The organism is Aeoliella mucimassa, assembly GCF_007748035.1.
Lineage (GTDB): Bacteria > Planctomycetota > Planctomycetia > Pirellulales > Lacipirellulaceae > Aeoliella > Aeoliella mucimassa.
Window position 1 is genome coordinate 1,467,911 of sequence record NZ_CP036278.1, and the last position, 17,546, is coordinate 1,485,456.

Consider the following 17,546-nt stretch of genomic DNA (forward strand, 5'->3'; position numbering starts at 1 on the left):
GCGTTAAGTGCCTAGGTTGGCCAGTGTGTACGATTGAAGCGTCGCATGGTCGTCGTGGAGGTACGCAGTAACAAGCTCGCTCCATTGCATGCCGATGTACAACTCCGCTAAGCGGCTGGCGGAGTTCTGCGACAAGCGTTGGTACGTCGCGTTGTCGTGAAGCAGTGTTTTAAAGCACTCGGCCAACTGAGGAGAGTCTTGTTCTTTGAAAATCAGGCACGACTCACCATGTTCTAAACGTTGGATATACGCGGGATGATCCGAAGCAATGAGCGGCGAACGCGAAGCGAGTGCCTCGAAAATGGTGTTAGGTAATCCTTCGGCATAGCTATGTCGCGACGGTACGGCCACCGCATCGTGCTCGCGCATCTGATCGAGCACATCGCTTGAAGGAATCGTCCCCAGGCACTCTAGCTGTTCGCGAACGCCAAGTTGGGTTGCTCGTTGATACCAGTGCTCAACATCCCCGGGGCCAGCCAGGGTAATGTTTACGCGGACGTCTTGCGATTTGGCTATCGCGCATGCTTCCAGCAGATCACCGACCCCTTTGGCATCGGAGAGTGCGCCTGCATAGAAGACCCGAAGGGTCTTGGGATCTCGGGAGGCTGTCTTGGCCGGTTCGATCGGGGGGATGGGAGTCCAATCCCAGGGGTTAATGCGTTCGAGCGGAAGCCCTAAGTATTGCAGCGACTGCGAAGCGGTAAGGCTGTGATTCGATACAAACGGAACGTTGCTTCCCCGGAGTAGTTTGCCAAACCGCGAGTTCCCCCATCGCTGTCGCAAGGAGTGTTGTTTAAAGATGTCGGCGAAAACCGGCAATGTCGACACCCGATGCTTAGCTGCCCAGGCCAAGGCGATCTTGTGTGGCGTACGGCAAATGAATCGATCGGGCGAGAGCGAGTCGAGCAAGCCATGCAGCGATGTGGAGTAGGCTTGCTGTTCGAGCAGGCCGATGGATCGCAAGTTGTCACTGGCCATCTCGTCGTGTTCACGATCGCAAATGGAGATGGTCGTGACGACATGCTCTGGAGCCAATGCGGCAACGAAGTCGACGCTGTGCTTCTGGTCGCGGTAGGTCTCGGGGCCCCCGGAGCCTAGCCGATGGTAGGCTTCGGCAAAGTCGCCATATTGCAGAAAGACTATGTTCATTCGGGGGATCGCTGAAAGTGGATGACGACATCGCGCGTTAGCGGGGAGCGGTTTGATAGCTCGTGTCCGTCGCGGGAGTGTATTCGATAATCTTCGCCTGTTTGCCACGCAATTGGTTCATCCAGTATCCACACATCCCTTTGGCTTGAGGGAACTTGGCCAACACGCAGTGGGCCGCGTAAAGCGTGGTGTCGGCTGCGGTCCAGCGATCAACTTGCCGAAAGTACCGTCGGGTCTTCACGAATTGCAGAACGTACAACATCAGAGCAACCAGCAAACTGATGCCATAGGTAGGCCAGGCGAGCGCCAGCGCAAGCACCGGGACGATGATTCCCCAGAGCAAGATACCGCGCCGCTCTTTGACCCAGTGTCGTTCCGGCGGGGCGCCGTGCAGGGCGGCCCCCTCGGCGTAAGCGTGACCAGCCCGCACGCAGCGTTTCCACCATTGGTGCCAGGAGGTCATGGCAATGTCGTGCAGGGTCATCTCGGCATCGAGTCGATAGATCCGCCAGCCCGCCTGGCGCAGGCGAACGCAAAGCTCGGGTTCCTCGCCTGCGATGAGCGAATCGCGGTAGCCGCTAACTTGTTGGAGCGCAGCGGTTCGCATCAACGCGTCGCCACCGCAGTATTGGGCATCGCCAGTAGGGGTGTCCCACTCCATGTCGGTGAGACGATGGTAAATATTTTGCTGCGCAGCACGTTCACGCCGACGTCCGCAGACGACCGCGTAGTCGTCGTGGGTGGTGAGGAACTCGCTTGCTTCGCGAATCCAACCCTCCACTAATTCGCAGTCGCCATCAAGAAACTGGACATACGTGATCGATGGATCGAGCTCCATCAAGCGTGCCAGCCCGGCATTGCGAGCACGCGCGGCGGTAAATCCTTTGCTGGTATCGAGATCGACGACATCGACCCCCAGCGACTCGGCAAAGTCGACGCTGCCATCCGTCGATCCCGAGTCGACGTACACGACCGTGCGGTCCGAGCCAACCGCGGCCTGCAGGCACCGTTTCAAGCGATCTCCCTCATTGCGCCCGATCGCGACGATGCCGATCTTGGAGCAAGATTCAGTCATCGCTAGCGGCCTTTTTCTTGGGAATGACGCGGGCGGGAATGCCCACCGCGATCGAGTGGGGGGGCACGTCTTCGAGCACCACCGCGTTGGCGCCGATCACGCTATCGTGACCCACGCGAACCCCGCCTAAGATGCAGACTCCGCAGCCAATGTCGACACGGTCTTCGATAATAGGAATGTCGGCGTTCTCATCCCGGCGAACCACCCCCATCGTTGTGCTTTGTCGCAGGTGCACGTCGTCGCCGATCGCGTAAGCGGAGATGATAATACCGCTGTGATGCCAGACGTGCACCCGCCGGCCCAAGCGACAGGTGTAGGGCAGGGTGATGCCGGTGAGGATTTCGACGAGTTTGAAGCTAACGTTGTAGAGTAGCGTAAACGGCATGCGCACCAGCTTCCACTTGATGCCCATTCGCCAGTTGCCGAAGCGATGCACGGCCACCGACCAGAAGCCTTGGTCGAATAGTTTCCGACCGTGCGTATGGTAATCCTCGCGCCATAGCTGCCAGAGAGTCATGCCAGCGGGATTCAGGTTGCGACTCCCACTTATATCAATAGGCACCGCCGGCGACGTTGGCTGATGGCCCGCCGAAGCTGGAGAGTCCGTTGCGTCTTGTGCAGTGATCGGTGACATGAATGGTTCGCTGGCGTACGACTTGTAAGTCATACTCGGGTGGGAGGCCAAAAATTGTAGCGAGTGAAATCCGACAGTTGTGAATCTGGGTAAGAGTACTTTCGCAGTTGCGCCAGGGTGCGAAGCCGGAATACAAGATGCCCTAATAGCCAAGCACTGTCGGCCATGACGCGCTGCAGTTTGCCAAAGTTCTGTTCGAAATATCTGGCTCTCGATTCAAACCAGTACTTAGGAACTCGACGCAACTTAGCGTCGGTGTTGGTAACTCCGGAACTCTGTCCGACCAAATGGATCACGCGACTTGCAGGCTTATATATAGTCTTCCAATGATGCTTGGCCGCGCGATAGCAGAAATCGACCTCTTCGTAATAGAGGAAGTAGCGATCGTCGAGCAGCCCGACGTCTTCGATCAGTTCCCTGCGGATCAGCATGCTTGCACCCGCCAGCCAGTCGCAGTGATGGATCTCGTCGATTTGTGCCGGGGCAATATCGGAGTTCGGGGAGATACGATTCCACCAACCGAGATTGAGGCCTCGCGCCCATTCGCGACTGGGAGTATGAAACCGAAACGAGGAGGTTTGTAACGAACCATCCGGATTTTCCAGTCGCGAGCCAACGATGCCAGTTCGCTCGTCGTCGAGTTCCGCTAGCAGTTCGATCAACGCCCCGGGATGCACGATGGTGTCGGAATTCAATAGCCAGATGGCGTCGACTTGCGGATCGCAAAGCTCCAGCGCCCGTTTGATACCGACGTTGTTGCCATAAGCAAACCCACCATTCTTAGGAGCCCGAATAAGTTCGATCCACGAAGCCCAATCCGATGTTTCAGCGATGGCTCGTTCGATCTTATCGGCCGAATCGTCCGGCGAGCAGTTATCGACGACATACACGTGGAAGCTAGCACACTCGTTTCGGACAGGGACCAGTGACTCCAGGCACTGACAGGTAAGATCGCCGGTGCCGTAGTTCACGATCACGGCCGCAGTGCGCAGTGGGCTGCCTGCAACGGGGCTCTGAGTAGGCGACGGAGACTGCATCGAGACGTTCCCTAAGAAACTCATAAGGGCAGGGGGGAGTGCTTCGCCTGGTCAGGGGAGTGGTTCATCTTATTCGCTCCCAGCAATTCGAGCAATCTTCGAAGGGAGTGAGGTGAGCAGATCGGCCTGTTAAGCGATCGTCGACCACCTTTAGGGACGCAAAATCCACTCTCATAAGTTACCACATGAGAAAGAAAGAGCGTCTCTCGGGGGGATTTATCAACGAGCTTTTCCAAACTGATAAACAGTCGTGCGAGTTGAACGTGTCATGGTGCTGGTGAGGGTTGCTGCGGGTATCACATTGCTCGATTAATGCGGGTTTTTTGGGCTTTGCTAAATCAAACGGAAAAGTAGGGCCATCCGTACCAAGTGGTCCGCTTTTTGCTTCAAGTGGTGGTCGCTAGGCGGAAGACCCACCCCATGAATACCCACCCCCCCACCTGCCCACCATGAACACCTGCACTGAGGCAACTCTCGAAGCCCGCATTAAAGTGCCAAATGTTTCCCCTGAGCGGCGTGGATCCGCATCTAGGGTGTCCCAAGAAAACCTTGCTCGCCGGTTGGCTCGTCAGGGTATGTCGCATACCGAGGCCTACCGTGGTGCCCGCCAATTCGCTCTCGAATCGGGCGTAGCTGGCGAAGCGATCGCCTGGGACCCCTCGGCCGAGCTTTCCGAAGCCCTTCACGAAGTCGAGATTTCGGCTTACAACGTGCTGAAGCGGACGATGGATATCGTGATCGCCAGCGTCGCTTTGCTGTTGCTGTCGCCTGTGATGTTGGTGACCGCTCTGATTATCAAGCTGACCGACGGTGGCTCGATTTTCTACGGCCACAAGCGTGTTGGTTACCGCGGCCGTGAGTTCTGGTGCCTTAAGTTCCGCTCGATGATTGAGGATGCGGACAAGCTGAAGGCGAAGTTGCTCGAAGAGAGCCACCACGACGACACTCGTACTTTCAAGATTGCCAAGGATCCCCGTCTGACGACGATCGGCGGGTTGATTCGCAAGCTAAGCATCGACGAGTTGCCTCAGCTGTTCAACGTGCTCCGTGGCGAAATGAGCCTGGTAGGACCTCGCCCCGCCGTTCCTCAAGAAGTGGCTCAATACACTTACGACGACCTGCGTCGCCTGGAAGTGAAGCCTGGCATTACTTGCATCTGGCAGGTTTCTGGTCGCAGCGATCTGCCGTTCCCCGAACAATTGCGTCTGGATATCGAGTACATCGAGAACCGGACCATCTGGATGGACGTAACCCTGCTCGCCAAGACGGTACCTGCTGTCTTGAGCACTCGCGGGGCCTACTAAAGCGTGGTGTGTGGGAAGGGTGTATTGCATCTTTCCTCGATAGCTGGTCGACTGAGTCTGGTCTAGCATTGCAGTACTCTTAGGTGTCGGCAGCTTTCGAAATGGTGGATACAGCAGCAGAAGCAAGCGATTATTCATCGCCACTTCCCAATCCCGATTCGCATCATCTATTCGGCATCGACTTTCATGTCGTGCGCATGGCCGATGCGGTGGAATGGGTTATGGCCAGATTGCAGGCTGCTGATCGCCAGTGCCAGCTGGTATTCACACCGAATGTGGACCACGTGGTAAAACTGCGCGACGACCTCGCGTTTCGGCAAGCCTATGAGCGGGCCGACTTGGTAATCGCCGATGGCTGGCCCATCGTCTCCGCGTCGCGAATGTTGCATAAGACGCTTCCAGCACGTGTGCCAGGCTCCGAATTGGTGCCTACCGTGATTGCTTCGGGTACGACTGACTTCCGCCCCCGGGTATTTCTGTTAGGCGGGGCGGCCGGCGTTGGCGAGCGAGCAACGCAGCGGTTGTTAGCAGCTCATCCCCACCTTGAGATTGTCGGAACCGACAGTCCTCCCATGGGCTTCGAGAAGTCCGAGCAAGAGAGCGATCGCATCGTCGAAAAGGTGAATCAAGCCGAGCCCGATCTGCTGGTGGTTGGCTTCGGGGCACCCAAGCAAGAGCTTTGGTTGGCTGCTCATCGCGATCGCTTGCGGGCGAAGGTAGCGATTGCCGCCGGGGCGACCATCGATTTCATGGCCGGCGAGCAAACCCGAGCGCCCGGTTGGATCCAGGCAATGCGGCTCGAATGGCTGCATCGGATCGCTACGAATCCAAGGCGGCTCATCGGTCGCTACGCGAAGGACGCGATCGTTTTTCCTCAGCTAGTGCTCAAGGAAATGTGGACCAAGAAGTAATCGAGGTATTTGGTGATCGAAAGGCGGAAAGCCTTGGATGGCTTTGTGGTCCTGTCACTCACTCGGAGCGAAAGGAAGAGTCCAGCGATGATCCGATGGCTGAAGCACCTACTCTATACATGGCGTTCCAGCGATCGCGACTCTGTCGAGATCGAGGGCTACTGCGAGCAATGCGGTGGTTCATCCCTTGTCGCGGAATCGCAGAGCGGCAAAGCCTGGTGTCCACAGTGCGGGCGGGATTGAACCATTGGCCCGTGCCAACTTATTCAGCCTGCTAATCGCTCTGTTAAAGGACTCTTCAACCACCTAGCGTCGTCCAACGCCACGGAGCTCGGTCTGTTGATAGTAGTATCCCGTATTTTGATAAGGCGGCACGGTACCTTCTTCCATGTACCAGCCGGCCGAACCGGTGGGGCGGATAAACTCTGGCTGCGACAATCGCTTTTCCAAGGTGCGATTGATCATCCCTTGTTGCTGACCAAACTTCTGGAAATCACTCCGCAGTTGGCTCTGCATCTGGTTCTGACGCTGCATCGGTCGCACCAGCGAGTAGTAATTCGGAATCGCACCCTCGGGACGCAACAAGTTCAGGTAGGGACTCGTTGTCGGCCTTGTCGGTTGGTAACGAGGAACTTGGGCCTGGGCATTCGCTGCTAGCACGCTACAAGCCATCAATGTGAATGCTAGCAATACGCTCTTAGCGTAGGGATAGGAAGTCATCGCCATGTTCCTCACTTCAAACTCGGCACGGATTACGGGTTTCGGCCTCTTATTCATTATATCGCTAGGTCAGGGCTCAAACAGAACTGAATGTGGAGGATATTCCGGATTTCACGGTTGTTCCGAAAATTCTTCCCGTTCTGCTCGAATCAAATAGTCTGAAGGGAGCGATTGTGCCGATTCAGTCCACTACGTGGTTCCCAGCGGAGCGATATGTATCAGGGAGTCACTTTAGTTTCATCCGTTTTGCCTCGAAGCCTTGGACCCAGTAATGGCTGATCGATCAATGCAATCGCACAGGAAATCATGGGGGCTTCTTTTGGTGATGCTTCTGATGAGCTTTGGGCAAGGTTGCAGCCTGATGCACAAGCCTTTTCCGAAGCAGTTGCCTCCACCTTCGGTACCACCCACCATTCCGCGTGAGCTATCGAAGGCTACCATTCCCGACTACGTGATCGAGCCACCAGATGTGCTGGCCGTTTCGGCGATCAGCCTGGTACCGAAGCATCCTTACCACCTGCGTCCGATGGACACCCTGATCATTCAGGCGTCGGGCATTCCCGAAGAAGCCCCGATCGGTGGAGAGTATCGAGTGGGCCTCGACGGTAAGTTGGTGATCGGCTTCGATTACGACAATGTACTAGGGCCGAATGGCGACAAGGTTTATCAACCGATTCAAGCCGCTGGTCGATCGATCGAAGAAGTTCGCGAAGAACTGCTAGCCCGCATGGCAGATTTTCGCGAGCCAAATCTATGGATCACCCTTTCCAGCATTGCCTCGCAGCAGGAAGTGCAAGGCGAGCATCTCGTTGCCGCCGACGGCCGAATTACGTTGGGTAGTTATGGCCGAGTGTGCGTGGTTGGCATGACGATCGACGATGCCAAGCAAGCGATCGAAGCTCACCTCTCCTCGAGTTTTGAGGATCCCAAGGTGTCGGTCGACGTGTTTGGCTTCAACAGCAAGGTGTACTACATCATTACCCAAGGAGCAGGCCTGGGCGACCAGGTTTTCCGTCTGCCCGTTAAGGGGAATGAAACGGCGCTCGATGCATTGAGCGAGATTCAAGGGCTCTCGTCCACTTCATCGATTCGTATGTGGGTGGCTCGCCCCGGTGGTAATGAGCAGGGAGGCGACCAGATCATGCCGATCGACTGGTTGGGTATTACTCAACGCGGCGATGTCGCTACCAACTACCAGTTGATGCCTGGCGACCGACTATACGTTGCTGAGGACAAGCTGGTGGCCATCGATACCGCTCTGGGCAAGATCATCTCGCCGGTCGAACGGATCTTTGGTGTCACGTTGCTAGGTACCCAAACCGGCAATGCGTTTGCCACCTATGGCACGAGAAACGGAAGCAACTTCTAACCCGAGCGTAGCGCTTTCAGAGTTACAGTCTCCCCTTCTACTGACCCAGAAGACTGAAGTATACAAGATGTGCGCAAAATCCTATCACACGAGACTGCTAAGTGCATTCATCTGCAGTGCATGCTTGGCCATGTCGACAGGTTGTACTACCCGCTGGTGGCAAGAAGAAGAGTGCTGCCCAACCGACCTGCGATATACCTATAGCTACTGCTCGAACGAAGCAGTACGACGCTGGCCTTGTTGTACCGACGAAGTTGGTTTTGGCGTGAAGCCGACCACCTGGCGGTGCAATAACGCCTATCAGCCGGCAAGTCCCTGTCCCTGCGTGGACGGATGTGTCTGCTCGCCCGGCGGTTCGATGTCGCAAGGCTATTCGAGTCCGCAGATGGAGTCGATTTACACGCCGCAGGCGAGTGAGCCCGACGAACTATTGCTGGAGCCAACGCCAGTCGAGACAGGCCAGTCGATGGAACCATCGGACGAGTGGCAATCGTCTCCGAACGAGCTGTTCTCGCCGCCCGCGAACCAGCCGCCGGTCGACCACACCAATCCGTTTCGTTAATCGATCACGGTTGATCGATCGTGATCGTCGCGAGATTTCGATCAACCGACCGAACGATGACGCAACAGATAGGTCTTGCTGCCCAGAACGAAGAGCATCGCTAGCGACATCAGCCACATCGCCTTGCTCTCGGGCACGGCGGCGGTGGCCGCGGATGGAGAAGTTGCACCTTGCTGAGCGGTGATGGTCACGACTTCGGCTCCCAAGTTATCGCGCCAGATCGTGTAGTCGGCCAAGTCGACAATACCATCCATGTTGCCGTCGGCAGCCGCATCGGCGGTGCCTAAGCTCGACTTCCAAAGATTGTAGTCGTCGAAGTCTACGATGCCATCTTCGGTGTAGTCGCCGTCGGGAAGTACCGTAGCGAATCCCGCCAAAGCGAGGTACCTAGGTTCGGCTTCAGGCAGTTCGTCACTCGTGAATTGCAAGTTGTAGTTGACCTGATAGAAACCTGAGACGCTGGTATCGAGGGACATCGTGACATCGGTCGATTCGCCAGGAGCAAGTGCTGCTATCTCAGGAACATCGATGATCAGGGTGTCGAAGTTGCCAATGGAGGTCACCTCCACCAGCGACATGAGCGAAATAGAAGTCTCTCCGGTGTCGAGGTTGTAGACTTGATACGGTGCTGGTGCGATTTCGGCGCCGCGACGAACAGTGCCAAAATTCTGAATGACGAACGCAACTTGGGTGTCAGCCGCCAACGATGGTGTGGCAACGGTTGCGGCAGTGGCCGACGTGGTCGCAAAGGTCAGCGCAAGAAGGCAGGCAGCAGTGGTGGTCGCGAGGGTATTCATCAGGTGTTAGTCTTGGGAAAGCGTACAAGCAACCTGCCGAGTCGGGACATCGTGCCCCGACTCTTGGCTAGGGAATTGCTTGTGGATCATCTGGTAGGACTATCGAAATCGTCGATAGCATAAAGCGAGGCAAGTGCCTGCTGCGGAAAGCAGGAGTAGGCTGTTTGGTTCGGGGACGACGTTCGACATGCCAATCCAAGAACCTGCGATCGAGGTTTGTGAGGAAAGGTTATCGTAGTACAGGAAATCTGCGGCTCCATTGAGGGATCCGAATCCCAATTGGAACACACCAGCGTTTCCTGAGTTGCTGTCGGGGGCATCGTTGCTGGCAAAGAACGCATCGACAAATGCGCTCGAGGCCAAGCTAAATGGCGGGACATCCATGATGGCTTCACCGCTCGAACTGGTGAAGGTTCCTGAATAAGTGCCTGATACCATGCCGGCGAAGTAGGTGGCTCCCAGGTCGGTAACCTCGAGTGATACCACGTCCGAGTGGTCAAATGGACCGGTGCCCGAAAGCTCTAAAACCACCAGTGGTTCCAGGGTATTCTCGTTGTGAAAGGTAAACTCCGAGGCGGTCGCCAACGTGGGCATCACTGCCAAGCAGAGTGTAGCAAGTAGGGGGCGTGTGGCAAAAACAGTGTTCCGGTAAATCAAGGAGTCGATCATTAGCCTTCAACCTCAAGCAGAAAAGAGTGGTTGAATCAGCGGTGCAGTTGACCTACTGATTCGGTTCAGCGTTGTCAATCTTGTCGAAATAAGCAGGGTAGTCAGTCGCCATCGATGTTAGGAAGTTCTTTAGTCGCGCCATCGCATCTTGTTCCGTCTCTTTGTGGTTGATCTTCGTCAGTGCTTGTACTGCATAGACGAAGGGAGAACCACCATAGCGGGCACGGGGGATAGCAGAGCGTTCGAATGTTGTGCAATCGGACCAGCTTGTTGCCACGATAAAGTGATCGTCCGGCGCCCCTCTCATGCCATAGGTCGTCGCTTTAAAGGTATGCTCGACACCAGCAACATCGATTGAGATGGTCTTGGGTTCGACGATCAAGGGATAGCCTTGTTGGTCGTAACAGACTTCCGGCGGGTGGCGAACCAGTGGGCCTGGAGTGCCGACCAGTGCCATGAATTGAACGGATTCGACTCCGTCCTGTTTTTGGTAGTCGCGCCAGATGGCTGTTTTGTATTTCAGCAGGTTTCGCGTGTACTCGGGGACCTCTTGCTCACCAAGGCATTCCCATTCGCCGAACTTCATCGGGAACTGGTTCAACGCGTCGGCGTGGATCACCAAGTCTTCCGCATTTCCCCAGCGTTGGTACACGCGTTCCACGAGCAAGCTGGAGCCTGCCGTAATGGCGACAGCGGCGACAATAACTGCGATGTTGAGAAGTTTGACCATCATTTAATTATACTTAGTGCTTGCAAGCTGCTGAATAAACTTGCAGGATGTGTTCAATTTTCTTGGTCCACGTATAGTGATCAGCAACTTTCTGAGGACCGTTGTTGCCAAGTTGAACTCGTAACTCTGGGTTCCGGGCTAGTTTTAGCATCGCTTCACTAAAGTCGTGCTCAAACTGCTCGGGGGTAGTAGGGGGAACGAGCAGCCCGCACTCCGAATCGATATAATCCTGCGGACCACCCCAATCGGAAGCAATCACCGGCATGCCGTTGGCCATGGCTTCCAGCACAACGGCTCCGCCACACTCGAGCACGCTGGAGAGTACGAATACATCCTTGCTGCGCATGAGCGCAAGGCAATCTTGGCGAGGGAGGGCTCCAGTGAATTCGACGCTGTCGGCTAACCCCAGTTCGGCCGCGAGTTGTTCTAAATTGGCGCGTTGGCCTCCATTGCCGACAATGGTGAGTGTCGCCGAAATTTGCTGACGAACCTTGGCGAACGCCCGCAACAGATAGTCGACCCCTTTCCAATCGACGAGTCGGCCGACAAAGAGAAACGATGTCGACTGCTGGTTAGGATCGCTGGTTCGCGCCAGCTCGCTGGTGACCTCCTCTTCAAGCACACCATTCTCGACGAGTATCGAGACATTCGGTGTCGAGAAACGGGGCAGTGATTCTTGGGTCCTCGTGTTAGCGACCAACAGGTGCGCGGCCAAACGTTTGCCGGGGATAAGCACATTGATCAACTCGGAACCAAACCGCAATGAGTTGACGATTCTGGTGATGAAGCGCGATTCGAAACGATCGCGGAAGGCTTCTGGATACTCCATGCCGCCATTCATGGGGCCAATGACCACCGGCACCCCGATGCGAAAGTACCACGAAGGGGTCCTTGGCGAAACGGGAACCGGCTGATGCACCAAGTCGATCTGGCCGCCCTTGGCGAGGCGGCGCACCAGTCGGCAAAGCGCAAGTTGGGTAAGCGTGTTGACTGTCATGGTGTACCACCCAATGCGTATGCGCCCGGGGAGCCAGCATCCCATCTTGAAGAACAGTCGATGAAGGAACGTATCTTTCACGAACGACGCGTATTGGAAGTCGTCTCCCAGGCTCTCCTGCAACTCGCTCGACACGCGTTCGTGGGTAACCAATCGAGCATCCACACCCGCCCGGCGGAGCTCGCGAAAGAAATGCAATGGCAGCACCGCTTCCCCGCCCATGCGATCGGACGCCATTTCCGCCACCACCGCGACTCGGAGGTTCTGGTTTGTATCAGAAGTCATGAGGAAGGTGAAACAGGTGGGCAGATGGAAACCCTCTGGTGCTTGAGGGCGAGTAACCGTTGATCCGAGTAGAACTCAGATTTGCGAGTGTCTCAGTAGATTGTCCACCAGCATCTGGAGGATGGTTTCGTCGGCGGACGTAAGAATCGATTGCTCGATTCCCAGTCCAAGAGCGTTGGTCAACGCATCCTGAGATTTCTTCGTGGCGTTCGAACGTTGGTAGCCATCGGCCAGATGCATCCAAGCCGAAGCATTGGTGGGGTTCGCTTGTACCAGATTCTCAAGAATCTGAATGGCTTTCGCCGATTCGTCTTCCTTGAATGCAACGATGCTAAGCGTATCGAGCAATTGAGGATCATCTGGCGACTCGGCCAAGGCGATATCCAGCACGCGGTGTGCTTCGTTGGTATTGCCAAGATCGCAGTACGCCAAGGCGAGATTATTCTTCACGTTCGCACTACCAGGCGATTGAGCCAGCACCTTGTTGTACAGGTCAACTGCTTGCTGAGGATTGCCTTGCAGCAGTCTCCAGTCGGCCAGTAGTTGAATGAGTGCTGTGTTGGTTGCCTGGCGTTGTTCGATATCGGCCAGAGCGCTCTCGACTTCCTTGGAGCTGCTCTCCGGTAGATGGCGATTCGTAATCAATGTCTCTAGCAAGCATTGATCGATCCGGTCCGCGGTAAGCCCGGCAAGACCTTCGGCTTGAAGTTGGGCGATGAGCTGAGGTTCTCCCTCATGCAGCAGTACGCCCATCATACGAATCATCAACAGCGCCTTATCATCAACCTCTGTCGTTTCGGCAAAAGCAGGAGCCGAGGTGACCTCGTTCAAGAGAGTCTTGAGGTCGGCAGCGGTAAGCGCACCCGACTCAACCGGTAGTTCCGTCGCGCCGGCGGCAACGGATGCTGCCGCTGCGTTGAGTCGCATTTCTCGCAGTCGCCAGCGGAATAGTTCCGACAGCCATGCTGGTGTTGTTGCCAGTCGCTGATAAATGCGTTTGGCGGTGCCCTCAAATCCAGGAGTTCCATTTTCGAGCAACGACTTGGTCAAAAACTCCGTCTGCCAGAAATCGAGGTAAGAAGTCAGATCAACCACCTGAGCGTTGGGGGCAAGGGCAAGACTTTCCAGCAGGTTGTACGTCGCGCCGCTACGCTCCAATCGCTCGTACAGGCTGGCCAACAATCGTTGGTCGTCAGGGCTCTTCTCAAGAATGCTTTCGAGAAGATCAATCGCCCGGCGGTTATCTGCGGCTGTGTCGCGTTTTGCGAACAGTTTGGCACAGAGCCGAATCACCGGCAGGCTAGGGGAGTCTTCAAGCTGCGCAAGTTCATTCTTCAACAACGACTCGATCTCAGTCGTACTTGTGTTGTCTTCTTGGGCTAAGAGGATTTGCGCCAGGATTTGCTTCGCCGCCAAGTTGTCGGGCTCATGGTCGATAATGCTACGGCAGAGAAACTCTGCCAAGGTGGGAGATTGCGAGGCGTAGAAAATAGAAGCCTGATTGAGAATGCTCAACGACTTTGGATTCAGATCCTGTAGGGCCAACGAAATCGTCTTCAGGTAATACTCGCGAGCCTTCTCCACGACGTTCAGTCGGCTATACAACTGAGCAAGTACATAGGACTTGTCGAGTTCACCAATACTTACTTCGCTCGAAAGGTCTTGGAGCATGGCCAAGGCCTTATCACGCGACTCCAGCGTGCGATCGTAGAACATCACGCAGGCGACCCAGGTGCGCATATCGGACGGCGAGGCAGTAATCGCTTGTTTAAAGGCCTGCTCCGCTTGCTCTACAGCATTCTCTTTTGCCTGGTCGTCGCCGCCTTCCGAGAGAATCAGCAACACCCGGCCAAGTCGTAGTTGAGCATCTGCATTGTTGGGCTGAGCCTTCACCCAAGACTGGGCAAGCGTAAGCGCCTGCTCCCGTTCGGAGCCGCGAGCATAGTAGGGGGCTGCACGGTCGAACAACTGCGGCGACAGCGCCAGCAGTTCGCTCGCTTGGGTCACGTATTCCTGTGCTTCGGTGAATCGGTTCAGGCGTGTGAGCACGTCGATAATACGATCGGCCAACAGAATGTTCCGACTACCCGACTTCCAGGCGCGTTGATAGGATGCCAGCGCGGCTTCGAGTTCGCCTTGAATCAGCGACAGTTCACCATACAGGTATTGAGCCTTGGGCCAGTTGGGCCGGGCCTGATTGATGAATTGAATAAGGGTGATGACCTCACGGAAACGAGGATCATCGCTGGTCGATATTTGAGCCAGCAAGATCTGGACCTTGTACGCCCGCCATTCGGTACCGTCTTCGCCTTCCACTTTTTCGAGATACTTCACCTGCTGGGCAAGTCGATCCCAATCTTGCTGTAGCCAGGCCAGACCAGCTGCTTCGTCGATTATGCGGTGGCTATTCGGTAGGTCATCGTGCCCTTGATCGAGTGTTTCAATCGACTTATCCAAGTCGCCGGCTTGCAGATACAGTCGCGAAAGCTCGATGTATAAAGTCGCCTTGTTGCGGGCGTCGGTCTCAGCTTTCAAAGCCTCGCGAATCGTCTCTACCGCTTTGTCCAGCTCTTTGTTGCCACTAAAGATTTGAGCCGCGAGTAATGCCTTGTCGGTATTGTCGTCAGAGACTTTGCGGAACTCTTCGAGTCCTCGCAATGCTTCTTCTTGGTTGCCAATTTGCTGGTTGAGAATCGTGTAGCCCCGCCAAATGCTGGCAGTCGTTTGACCGTTATCGATCGCCCGCTGAAGACCTTCCAGGGCATCTTGAATACGTCCCTGGGCGAGCAGTAGTTCTCCTGCAATCAAGCTGAGCGACTCTTGCGATGCTCCTGCTTTGAGCGCACTCTGCAAGGCCTTGGTGGCCGCGGTCCAATTGCGACGGCTAGCCGGTTCGCGTTTTTGGCGTTGAATCTCGACGTTGGCTAATGCCAGAAATGCCTCGGCAGCTTCCGACTGCTCAGCTGTCAGATTCGAGAGCTGTTGCTCGGCCAACGCCAGATTACCAGCTTGGGTGGCAACATTAGCTAGTTGTAGCCGAAGCGAACTAAACCGTGGAGTGAGCAGAATCGCTTGTTGATAGGCGTTGGTGGCGATATCCAGCTCGCCCAGCGAAGTGCAAAGATCCCCGTACAACGTCCATAAGTCGGCGTAAATCTTGGGGAACCGGTTCTGGTATTGCTGCAGCTCTGGAGCGGTTAACACGGGGCGTACGAGATCGACCCCCTCGCGAGGCGAGTTGCGTTTCCAGGCGATGCGGGCACGCACCAGCGCAATGCTGGCGGCCACGGCGCCGCGTTCTTCGGAAGAAACGCTCGGCAGGATTCTCTCCAGTGGTTCGATGAGCGCTTCGGCTTTTTCGAACTGTTCGGTCTGTACAAGCAGCGAAGCGAGCGGCACAAGCAACGACAACTCTTTTTGCTTGAGCGTATCCAAGCCGGTTTGGAGGATCTGGATCGCCTTTTCTTGCGAGTCGTCCGCTTGTTCATCCAGATACACCTGGGCCAGCGCCAGGTAGGGAACGTAGTAGTTTGGCTCAGCCTCGACGGCCGTTTGCAGATAGCTTTCGGCTGACTTCCAGTCACCACTTTCTCGCGCAGCGTTGGCCGCGATTAGATTGACGCGCGACTTGGTCTTGGCATCAGCTTCCGTGGCGAGTTCAATCGCCTTGTTCAACGCAGCGTCTTTCTCGGGAAGCACCGAGTCGCTGCCGTGGGTTCGCTCGAATTCGTAGAGTGCCAGCCAAGCGAGTGCATCGTTGGGTTTGTCTTTGATCAGCTGTTGCATCACTTCAATTGCTTGCGATTTCGGTGCTGCTTCGTCGCTACTCGTTTCTTCCGAATTGAGCTCTTCGTAGTCCACCAACGCATTCGCCAGCGTGGCCGCGTGCCAGACCGAATAGTCCTTCGACGCGATGATTTCGTTCAAAACATCAATCGCTTGTTTCCAGCTAACATCCGCACGTCCTCCCTCCCAGCGAAGGTACTCAACAAGCACCGCCGCATACATGCGATTGATGCTGGCGGCTTCTTCGTCGGTGGTCTTCGCTTTGTTGGAGCGAAGATCGGCGAAGATATCGAGAGCTAATCGGTAGTCATGAACTTGGGTCGATAACCGCGCGGCGGATACACCGTACTCGATCTTCTCGGGCTGCAGTTCCCAAGCATGCCGATACAGCTGCACGCTTCGCAGCACCCCGCCGGTTGTCAGCGCACCACGTTCGTAAAGCTCGGCCAGTTTGGCAGCAATCTCCGGATTATCGCGATTCGACGCGTAGTACCTCGACAGGTAACTGGCTGCTTGCTTGAGATCGCCCTTTTCTTCATATCGGGCCGCGGTCTTTAGCAAAGTATTGAGCGTGCGATTCGAGAAGTAACGTTGCGTGAGCAGTAAACAAACCGCCACCGCTACCACAATCAAACCATTGCGAACCACCCAGGTCGTTCCTTCGGATTGGCTCTTCTCAAACTTCTTGGTGCTGGTTTGTAGGATCCATAACACCAGGCCAAACAGAACAGCCGCCAGTGGTATCATCGCCAGCGCGGCGAAGTCGTGAGAGAATCGATGGGCTGCTTCGCCGGAGAAATACTTCAGCAACAGCGCAGTCGTCGCTACTCGAACCACATTAGCCGTGATCGAAACGGGAATCGTAGCGACCAGCAGGACGATCGACTTCCAAAGTCCAGGGCGGGCAAGCGTAATGGTTGCCACGGCCAAGGCCAGAATGCCAAAGAACATTCTCAGGCCGCTGCAGGCACGTTCGACGTCCAGCTGGTGATCGTCGAGCAGGATAACCGTGCCATCAGCGATGGCGGGCTGGCCAAAGAGTTGCAGTACCCATACCGACCATCCGGCCGCGATCCGTTGAAGCGGCATGCTGAGCGCCAGCTCGATAGTCGCTGGCAGTGGCATCGCAAACCACAGGAATCCGATCGCAGGAGCAGCCCAGCGAAAGACTTTCCAGCCACAAAGCATCCAGACGCATCCGCCGATCCAGAACGGGATAGTCCAAGGATCGATATCCGGCAGATAGAAACGACCTGCAACGTATCGGAACAGTGCTGCTACAACTAGCAGTGACAATCCGATGGGAGCTAAAGGCCGATCATCAAAGCCCGGAAAGCTGGATCTGCGTGCGTACAGGATGCCCGCGCAGATAAACGGTACAAGGAATCCATGAGAGTAATCTGGATTCGACGACCAATTGGCTACGGTTGCGACAATAGCTGGCCAGTAAGCCCATACCCCAAGTAGGGCTAAAATTGCGGCTATCGCCGCTTTGGTTTTCCCCGACATCACACCTGATTA

The 17,546-nt window shown here is 55.7% G+C and carries 14 protein-coding genes; 4 read left to right on the forward strand and 10 right to left on the reverse strand.

The genetic code is table 11. The features are described 5' to 3' along the window. Window positions 1-3: 3 nt before the first annotated feature. From Pan181_RS05935 to Pan181_RS05950, 4 genes are read right to left on the reverse strand one after another with little or no spacing between them, the layout of a single operon-like run. Window positions 4-1,149: a glycosyltransferase family 4 protein gene (locus tag Pan181_RS05935; protein ID WP_145245952.1), complete on the reverse strand. Its 1,146-nt coding sequence runs from the start codon at window positions 1,147-1,149 to the stop codon at window positions 4-6. Window positions 1,150-1,186: 37 nt separating this feature from the next. Continuing rightward, window positions 1,187-2,224, reverse strand: a complete 1,038-nt coding sequence (locus Pan181_RS05940) for a glycosyltransferase (RefSeq protein WP_145245953.1) — start codon at window positions 2,222-2,224, stop codon at window positions 1,187-1,189. Continuing rightward, window positions 2,217-2,891, reverse strand: a complete 675-nt coding sequence (locus Pan181_RS05945) for a serine O-acetyltransferase (protein WP_197528957.1) — start codon at window positions 2,889-2,891, stop codon at window positions 2,217-2,219. Before Pan181_RS05945 ends, Pan181_RS05940 begins: the two co-directional genes overlap by 8 nt. Then, entirely contained in the window at window positions 2,888-3,895 is a 1,008-nt protein-coding gene (locus tag Pan181_RS05950; protein ID WP_197528958.1) for a glycosyltransferase family 2 protein, read from the reverse strand. The genes Pan181_RS05945 and Pan181_RS05950 overlap by 4 nt, the downstream gene beginning before the upstream one ends. Before the next feature lie 449 nt (window positions 3,896-4,344). Between Pan181_RS05950 and Pan181_RS05955 the strand changes: the two genes are divergently transcribed. Both Pan181_RS05955 and Pan181_RS05960 read left to right on the forward strand, forming a co-directional pair. Then, window positions 4,345-5,199: a sugar transferase gene (locus tag Pan181_RS05955; protein ID WP_145245955.1), complete on the forward strand. Its 855-nt coding sequence runs from the start codon at window positions 4,345-4,347 to the stop codon at window positions 5,197-5,199. A gap of 83 nt (window positions 5,200-5,282) precedes the next feature. Then, entirely contained in the window at window positions 5,283-6,110 is an 828-nt protein-coding gene (locus tag Pan181_RS05960) for a WecB/TagA/CpsF family glycosyltransferase (protein WP_231943765.1), read from the forward strand. A 306-nt stretch (window positions 6,111-6,416) separates the two neighbouring features. Here the strand turns inward: Pan181_RS05960 and Pan181_RS05965 are convergent, their stop codons facing one another. Beyond that, window positions 6,417-6,830: a hypothetical protein gene (locus Pan181_RS05965; protein WP_145245956.1), complete on the reverse strand. Its 414-nt coding sequence runs from the start codon at window positions 6,828-6,830 to the stop codon at window positions 6,417-6,419. Between the two features lie 361 nt (window positions 6,831-7,191). Here Pan181_RS05965 and Pan181_RS05970 point away from each other — a divergent pair, with 361 nt between their 5' ends. Both Pan181_RS05970 and Pan181_RS05975 read left to right on the forward strand, forming a co-directional pair. Next, complete coding sequence (locus tag Pan181_RS05970; RefSeq protein WP_197528959.1) at window positions 7,192-8,199, forward strand: polysaccharide biosynthesis/export family protein; 1,008 nt, start codon at window positions 7,192-7,194, stop codon at window positions 8,197-8,199. A 130-nt stretch (window positions 8,200-8,329) separates the two neighbouring features. After that, complete coding sequence (locus Pan181_RS05975; RefSeq protein ID WP_145245958.1) at window positions 8,330-8,761, forward strand: hypothetical protein; 432 nt, start codon at window positions 8,330-8,332, stop codon at window positions 8,759-8,761. 41 nt (window positions 8,762-8,802) lie between these two features. Here the strand turns inward: Pan181_RS05975 and Pan181_RS05980 are convergent, their stop codons facing one another. The 5 genes from Pan181_RS05980 to xrt form a co-directional block, all read right to left on the reverse strand. After that, entirely contained in the window at window positions 8,803-9,558 is a 756-nt protein-coding gene (locus Pan181_RS05980) for a hypothetical protein (RefSeq protein WP_145245959.1), read from the reverse strand. 99 nt (window positions 9,559-9,657) lie between these two features. Beyond that, on the reverse strand, window positions 9,658-10,152 hold the full coding sequence (locus tag Pan181_RS05985) for a PEP-CTERM sorting domain-containing protein (protein WP_197528960.1): 495 nt from the start codon (window positions 10,150-10,152) through the stop codon (window positions 9,658-9,660). Between the two features lie 127 nt (window positions 10,153-10,279). Further along, on the reverse strand, window positions 10,280-10,960 hold the full coding sequence (locus Pan181_RS05990) for an exosortase-associated EpsI family protein (RefSeq protein ID WP_145245961.1): 681 nt from the start codon (window positions 10,958-10,960) through the stop codon (window positions 10,280-10,282). A gap of 10 nt (window positions 10,961-10,970) precedes the next feature. Continuing rightward, window positions 10,971-12,239, reverse strand: coding sequence for a glycosyltransferase family 4 protein (locus tag Pan181_RS05995; RefSeq protein ID WP_145245962.1), 1,269 nt, complete (start codon window positions 12,237-12,239; stop codon window positions 10,971-10,973). Window positions 12,240-12,314: 75 nt separating this feature from the next. After that, window positions 12,315-17,534 (reverse strand): exosortase, encoded by a 5,220-nt coding sequence (gene xrt, locus Pan181_RS06000; RefSeq protein ID WP_145245963.1) that lies wholly within the window; start codon window positions 17,532-17,534, stop codon window positions 12,315-12,317. Window positions 17,535-17,546 lie beyond the last annotated feature (12 nt).

What these genes read in the sequence shown, in the direction of transcription:
- Pan181_RS05935 (WP_145245952.1), bottom strand. Translation starts at nt 1,149, where the DNA reads ATGAACATAGTCTTTCTGCAATATGGCGACTTTGCCGAAGCCTACCAT.
- Pan181_RS05940 (WP_145245953.1), bottom strand. Translation starts at nt 2,224, where the DNA reads ATGACTGAATCTTGCTCCAAGATCGGCATCGTCGCGATCGGGCGCAAT.
- Pan181_RS05945 (WP_197528957.1), bottom strand. Translation starts at nt 2,891, where the DNA reads ATGACTTACAAGTCGTACGCCAGCGAACCATTCATGTCACCGATCACT.
- Pan181_RS05950 (WP_197528958.1), bottom strand. Translation starts at nt 3,895, where the DNA reads ATGCAGTCTCCGTCGCCTACTCAGAGCCCCGTTGCAGGCAGCCCACTG.
- Pan181_RS05955 (WP_145245955.1), top strand. Translation starts at nt 4,345, where the DNA reads ATGAACACCTGCACTGAGGCAACTCTCGAAGCCCGCATTAAAGTGCCA.
- Pan181_RS05965 (WP_145245956.1), bottom strand. Translation starts at nt 6,830, where the DNA reads ATGACTTCCTATCCCTACGCTAAGAGCGTATTGCTAGCATTCACATTG.
- Pan181_RS05970 (WP_197528959.1), top strand. Translation starts at nt 7,192, where the DNA reads ATGCACAAGCCTTTTCCGAAGCAGTTGCCTCCACCTTCGGTACCACCC.
- Pan181_RS05975 (WP_145245958.1), top strand. Translation starts at nt 8,330, where the DNA reads ATGTCGACAGGTTGTACTACCCGCTGGTGGCAAGAAGAAGAGTGCTGC.
- Pan181_RS05980 (WP_145245959.1), bottom strand. Translation starts at nt 9,558, where the DNA reads ATGAATACCCTCGCGACCACCACTGCTGCCTGCCTTCTTGCGCTGACC.
- Pan181_RS05985 (WP_197528960.1), bottom strand. Translation starts at nt 10,152, where the DNA reads ATGCCCACGTTGGCGACCGCCTCGGAGTTTACCTTTCACAACGAGAAT.
- Pan181_RS05990 (WP_145245961.1), bottom strand. Translation starts at nt 10,960, where the DNA reads ATGATGGTCAAACTTCTCAACATCGCAGTTATTGTCGCCGCTGTCGCC.
- Pan181_RS05995 (WP_145245962.1), bottom strand. Translation starts at nt 12,239, where the DNA reads ATGACTTCTGATACAAACCAGAACCTCCGAGTCGCGGTGGTGGCGGAA.
- xrt (WP_145245963.1), bottom strand. Translation starts at nt 17,534, where the DNA reads ATGTCGGGGAAAACCAAAGCGGCGATAGCCGCAATTTTAGCCCTACTT.